Annotated in this window: 8 protein-coding genes; 1 reads left to right on the top strand and 7 read right to left on the bottom strand. The window is 51.6% G+C overall.

Annotated elements, in window-relative coordinates:
- On the top strand, positions 1 to 188 hold a 188-nt coding region (locus tag VB081_RS14145; RefSeq protein WP_323401422.1), incomplete at its 5' end, for a hypothetical protein.
- Positions 189 to 231: 43 nt separating this feature from the next.
- On the opposite strand, the gene VB081_RS14140 is transcribed toward VB081_RS14145, so the two are convergent.
- The 7 genes from VB081_RS14140 to nusG form a co-directional block, all read right to left on the bottom strand.
- Positions 232 to 768 (bottom strand): hypothetical protein, encoded by a 537-nt coding sequence (locus VB081_RS14140; RefSeq protein WP_323401421.1) that lies wholly within the window; start codon positions 766 to 768, stop codon positions 232 to 234.
- 158 nt (positions 769 to 926) lie between these two features.
- Positions 927 to 1571, bottom strand: a complete 645-nt coding sequence (locus VB081_RS14135) for a hypothetical protein (RefSeq protein ID WP_323401420.1) — start codon at positions 1569 to 1571, stop codon at positions 927 to 929.
- Positions 1568 to 1960 (bottom strand): YbaN family protein, encoded by a 393-nt coding sequence (locus VB081_RS14130; RefSeq protein WP_323401419.1) that lies wholly within the window; start codon positions 1958 to 1960, stop codon positions 1568 to 1570. The genes VB081_RS14135 and VB081_RS14130 overlap by 4 nt, the downstream gene beginning before the upstream one ends.
- 64 nt (positions 1961 to 2024) lie before the next feature.
- Complete coding sequence (locus tag VB081_RS14125; protein ID WP_323401418.1) at positions 2025 to 3533, bottom strand: catalase; 1509 nt, start codon at positions 3531 to 3533, stop codon at positions 2025 to 2027.
- Positions 3534 to 3648: 115 nt separating this feature from the next.
- The gene (rplA, locus tag VB081_RS14120) at positions 3649 to 4341 is read right to left on the bottom strand and encodes a 50S ribosomal protein L1 (protein ID WP_323401417.1); all 693 of its coding nucleotides are present in this window, start codon (positions 4339 to 4341) and stop codon (positions 3649 to 3651) included.
- Between the two features lie 3 nt (positions 4342 to 4344).
- Positions 4345 to 4770, bottom strand: coding sequence for a 50S ribosomal protein L11 (gene rplK / locus VB081_RS14115; protein WP_323401416.1), 426 nt, complete (start codon positions 4768 to 4770; stop codon positions 4345 to 4347).
- Positions 4771 to 4839: 69 nt separating this feature from the next.
- Positions 4840 to 5220: transcription termination/antitermination protein NusG (gene nusG, locus VB081_RS14110; RefSeq protein WP_323401415.1), on the bottom strand; the 381-nt coding region annotated here is incomplete at its 5' end.

Below are 5220 nucleotides of genomic sequence, written 5' to 3'. Positions count from 1 at the left end.
AGGAAGTTGCCTTATATCAGGCCTGGAATTTGAACCGCATCCTGCGTGATATTGAGGTGTCGGATAACTGGCGCTACTTCAATACGGGACGCACGGCCGCAAAAGAGGCTTTCAACAGCCATCCTAAGCTTATACAGAATATCAAAGAAATCGAGGAAGCATTCGCGGGCAACCGCGATCCTGATTAACGGACATATAAAAAACCTGAAGCCATTGCTTCAGGTTTTTTTGTTACGACTGCCAGTCGATACTGCTGCGTCCGCCGTCTTGCGTCCGCCTGCCGGAATTGCCACGGTCACTGTTCTTCGTTTTGTTTTCGCTGTCGTTTTGCTGCGCACCGTCTTCCTGTCCCTGTACGCCGCATGTCCCGCGTTGTCCGCGTTTTACTGTGCCTTCCCGGCTGTCCCGCGTTTCGCGCTCCTGTTGCTCTTCCTGCGTCTCGTCCGCTCCTTGATAGCCGCGGTTTTCACTTCGTCTCTGAAACTCTTCCGCCTGTGCCGCCATGCGGTACTGCATACGGCCGCCGTGTCCGTCAAGGACCGCGTTAGCAAGCCCGCCGCCTGCAAAGCCAATCGCGAATACTGCTACTGCGCCCAAGATCAGCGCCGGAACCGCCTTTTTTGTAAAAAACTTATTTTCCCTTTTGGGAGGTTCATTGCCCGTGCCACCGGGTGCGTCGTTCACAATATTTGCGTCATGCGTGCCCTGCGGTTGTTCTGCCTGCACATTGTTTTCCTGTGCTTCGTCATTCTTCAGGTTTTCGTCCATATCTCTCTCCTCATGGTTTCTCTTATGATTGCCACCGCAAACATAGCGCGTTGCGTGCGGCTACTTATACTTTAGAGAATTTTTATGGACAAACTGTTGAGAGAGATTGACGAATGTGTGAATGCCCGTATTTTAATATACTGCGGTCTCCTATGCCTTCACAAGCCCATCCACAGAATCCAAAGGTACATACATGTCTTGGGGATCATCAGCATGCCGAGCATAGGGTATTTACGCGATCCCAAGACGACCGGAATATAGAACGCATAGCTCAGCAAAATCGCCAGCCACATCATTTGGAACTGCGAGCCTCCCGCGCTGGTCAGGAAAAGCGCCAGCACCACACCCCCAAGCAGCAGGAACGGAAGGTTGCGCAGGATATTCCATATCCGCGCCCCATCGTCTGTACGCCACTTGTTTTGCGGAAGCAGGCACAGCACGATCCTAACCACAGCAGCGCCATAAACAACGCCCGTCCACGCCTCCATAGGCGAGCCCGGAAATAGCAGCAATCCGATATGCCACAACAGCACATAAAACACTGTCATGGTGATGGAAGTGACCAGCTTGCCCATTCCAAGCTGTCCCAAAAAACGTTCCCTTTCCCCCGTAAGCCCTGCGCGCATACGCGGCACGAGGTGGAACGCGTCCCCGCCTGCAAGCACAAGCGCCATAACGCCATAAAGCTCCTGCCACGGAGCTTTTGCCGTCACAAGCAAATAAATGCCGATGACCGTTCCCGCGCACAAATAAAATACATCAAAAACTGTTTCCGCGATTGCGGGGATTCGTTTTGACTTCATATATCTATTCCTTTTTCTTCACCATTCGTACGGTCCCGCGCAACATAAAGAATATGTGCGCTCACAGCAACGCCGACACACATAAGAAGCGCAACCAGCCACGGTTTGCCAACGAGCGCGCTGGAAAGCGCCAGCATTCCCCACAAAAACGAGAGGCTAACGACGACCGTCCGTTTCCTAAGACCCCTGCGGCTCTTGTAATTCTCGATATATTCCTTAAAAATCCCAACCTTCAGCAGCATACCGCGCATACGTGGATTTCCGCTAAAGCAAGCCGCTGCCGCCAATATAAACGGCGTGGTCGGAAGGATCGGGAGCACTATCCCGATCACGCCCAAAGCTGTCAATATGACGCCTGCAATCGTACACAGCATCACTGAAATCTTCATCTTTGCCCCCCATACATAAGTGCAGGGAAGCCTGTGGACCTCCCTGCACCTTTTCTTGATTCAACTACATCGTCGCCTTGTTCAGTTCGTCATTGCTGAGCTTGCAAAGCTCCTTGACTTTCGCTAGGTCGAGCCCTGCTGCTTTGGTAAAACGCTCGCCATATTCCGGATCCGCGTGATAGCAGTGCACCGCGTGCCGGTATTTGATGTTCTCAGTACACGGCGCAATATTCCTTGCCGTATTTTCGATCAACAGCTGCCTTTTGTCTTCGGTCATAACCCTGAAAAGGTTTCCTCCCGCACGGAAGCAATCATCCGTCGGGTCGTCCTTGGGGTCATAGCGGTACATCGCGCCCTCAATGTCGAGCGGCGGTTCCATGACTTCCGGCTGTGCTGTCCATGCGCCGTAGCTGTTGGGCGTATACGCCGGCGTGCCGCCGTAGTTTCCATCCACGCGCATCTGTCCGTCACGATGGTATTCGTTTACCTCCACCTTCGCTTTGTTGACAGGAATCTGGTTGTGGTTCACGCCCAGGCGGTAACGCTGTGCATCGCCATACGCAAACAACCTTCCCTGCAAAAATTTATCAGGCGAAAAACCGATCCCCGGCACGACGTGCGCGGGCGTAAACGCGGCCTGCTCCACTTCAGCAAAATAGTTTTCCGGATTGCGGTTCAGTTCCAGCACGCCCACCTCGATCAACGGAAATTCCTTATGCGGCCATATTTTGGTGATGTCAAACGGGTTCTCATAATGGTTTTTGGCCTGTTCCTCCGTCATGATCTGCACATACATCGTCCATTTCGGAAAGTCGCCGCTTGCAATGGCTTCATAAAGGTCTTTGCCGTGGTGCTCCCTGTCCATGCCGTTGATCTTATCCGCTTCCTCGTCCGAAAGGTTCTTGATGCCCTGTTGTGTCTTAAAATGGAATTTGCACCATACGCGTTCATTCTTCGCATTGTAGAAAGAGAACGTATGCTCTCCAAAAAAGTGCATGTTGCGGAACGACGCGGGAATACCCCTGTCGCTCATCACCACCGTGATCTGGTGAAAACATTCAGGCAGAAGTGTCCAAAAATCCCAGTTGTTCTGCGCGCTGCGCCGCCCTGTTGCCGGGTCGCGCTTGACCGCACGGTTCAAGTCGGAAAAATTATGTACATCACGAATAAAGAACGTAGGCGTGTTATTTCCAACAAGGTCCCAGTTCCCCTCGTCCGTATAAAACTTTACAGCCGTACCCCTGATGTCGCGTTCACAATCCGCCGCGCCGCGTTCTCCCGCGACCGTCGAAAAGCGGATAAACAACTCTGTTTCCTTACCCGGCTGCAATACCGATGCCTTTGTGTACTGGGATATGTCGTGCGTCACTGTAAGCTTTCCGTAGGCACCCCAGCCCTTCGCATGCATCCTGCGTTCCGGGATCACCTCGCGGTTAAAATGCGCCATTTTTTCCATCAGCCATACGTCCTGCATGACAACCGGCCCGCGTTCACCTACAGTGATGGAACTCTCGTTGTCCGGCACTGGCGCGCCTACCTCGTTCGTTAATTTTATTTCTTTGTCTATACTCATAAAATATACCCCTCCTTTTAATGAAATAGTACCTATATTTAAACATTTTTTTCTATCTATAAACATAAAAAAGACAGCCGGACTATTGTCCAACTGTCTTTTGATTGTTTGCTATTTAGATAAATCGCATCGGGTTGATCTTCACGCCCGGGCCCATCGTAGAAGCGATGACTACGCTCTTTAGGTATGTACCCTTAGCAGCTGACGGCTTCGCCTTCACGATCGCGTCCATGATCGACTTCAAGTTTTCGCCGAGCTTCTGCTCGTCAAAGCTCTTTTTGCCAATCGGAACGTGGATGATCGCCGTCTTGTCAACGCGGTATTCCACCTTACCTGCTTTGATGTCTGCAATCGCCTTAGCGATATCCATTGTGACAGTACCGGATTTCGGGTTCGGCATGAGGCCCTTCGGCCCAAGCACCTTACCAATACGTCCGATCGTACCCATCATGTCAGGAGTCGCAACGATAACGTCATAATCAAACCAGCTTTCCTTCTGGATCTTCTCGACCATTTCTTCCGCACCCACGAAATCCGCGCCTGCGTCTTCCGCTTCCTTAGCCTTGTCGCCTTTTGCGATAACAAGGACACGAACCGTTTTACCCGTTCCGTGCGGCAGTACAACTGCACCACGAACCTGCTGGTCCGCATGACGCGGGTCAACGCCCAGTCTTACAGAAAGTTCGATCGTCTCGTCAAAGTTTGCCTTTGCGGTCTCCTTGCAAAGCTTCACTGCTTCTTCCGGGTCGAACAGGTTCATTTTATCAAAGCTTTTTACGCTTTCTAAGTACTTCTTTCCCTTTTTCATCGCTTAGCCCTCCACTTCTACGCCCATGCTTCTTGCAGTACCAGCTATCATGCTGACTGCTGCGTCAAGCGACGCTGCATTAAGGTCGGGCATTTTGAGCGTTGCGATCTCTTCCAACTGCGCACGTGTGATCGTTGCGACCTTCTGCTTATTCGGCACGCCGGAAGCCTTCTCAAGCTTGCAGGCTTTTTTGATGAGCACTGCCGCCGGAGGCGTCTTTGTGATAAAGCTGAACGAGCGGTCTGCATACACAGTGATCACGACCGGGATGATAAGCCCTGCCTGCTGCGCTGTCTTTTCATTGAACGCCTTTGTAGAGTCCATGATGTTTACACCGTGCTGACCGAGCGCAGGCCCGACCGGCGGTGCAGGCGTTGCTTTTCCTGCGGGTATCTGTAATTTGATATACCCTGAAATTTTCTTTGCCATACTTCTTATCCTTCTTTCTTATAATATGTGGTCACGATGCAAGGATTACATCTCCCACTTGATACCATTTTAGATCCTCTTGATCTGCACAAAGTCGAGCTCAACAGACGTGTCACGGCCAAACATAGATACAAGCACGCGCACCTTCTGACGCTCTGGATTGACTTCTTCCACCACACCAACAAAGCTCTCAAGCGGCCCTGCCGTGACGATGACATTGTTACCGACCTCCACATCAAGCTCGATATGGACATTTTCGATACCCATCGAGCGTACCTCTGCGTCCGACAGCGGGATCGGCCTTGAGGATGGCCCCACAAATCCGGTCACGCCACGCGTATTACGCACCACGTACCACGATTCGTCCGTCAAAAACATTTTGACCATCACATAACCCGGGAACATTTTACGCGTCACATGACGCTTTTTCCCGTTCTTGATCTCCACCGA

The organism is Christensenella sp. (genome assembly GCF_034927525.1).
Taxonomy (GTDB): domain Bacteria; phylum Bacillota; class Clostridia; order Christensenellales; family Christensenellaceae; genus Christensenella.
Note: the sequence above shows the minus strand (reverse complement) of the source record. Positions and strands in the feature narration are given on the sequence as shown.

Bases quoted from the DNA above. Each gene is read 5' to 3' on its own strand.
- VB081_RS14130 (WP_323401419.1), bottom strand. From the start codon at position 1,960: ATGAAGATTTCAGTGATGCTGTGTACGATTGCAGGCGTCATATTGACA.
- VB081_RS14140 (WP_323401421.1), bottom strand. From the start codon at position 768: ATGGACGAAAACCTGAAGAATGACGAAGCACAGGAAAACAATGTGCAG.
- rplK (WP_323401416.1), bottom strand. From the start codon at position 4,770: ATGGCAAAGAAAATTTCAGGGTATATCAAATTACAGATACCCGCAGGA.
- VB081_RS14135 (WP_323401420.1), bottom strand. From the start codon at position 1,571: ATGAAGTCAAAACGAATCCCCGCAATCGCGGAAACAGTTTTTGATGTA.
- rplA (WP_323401417.1), bottom strand. From the start codon at position 4,341: ATGAAAAAGGGAAAGAAGTACTTAGAAAGCGTAAAAAGCTTTGATAAA.
- VB081_RS14125 (WP_323401418.1), bottom strand. From the start codon at position 3,533: ATGAGTATAGACAAAGAAATAAAATTAACGAACGAGGTAGGCGCGCCA.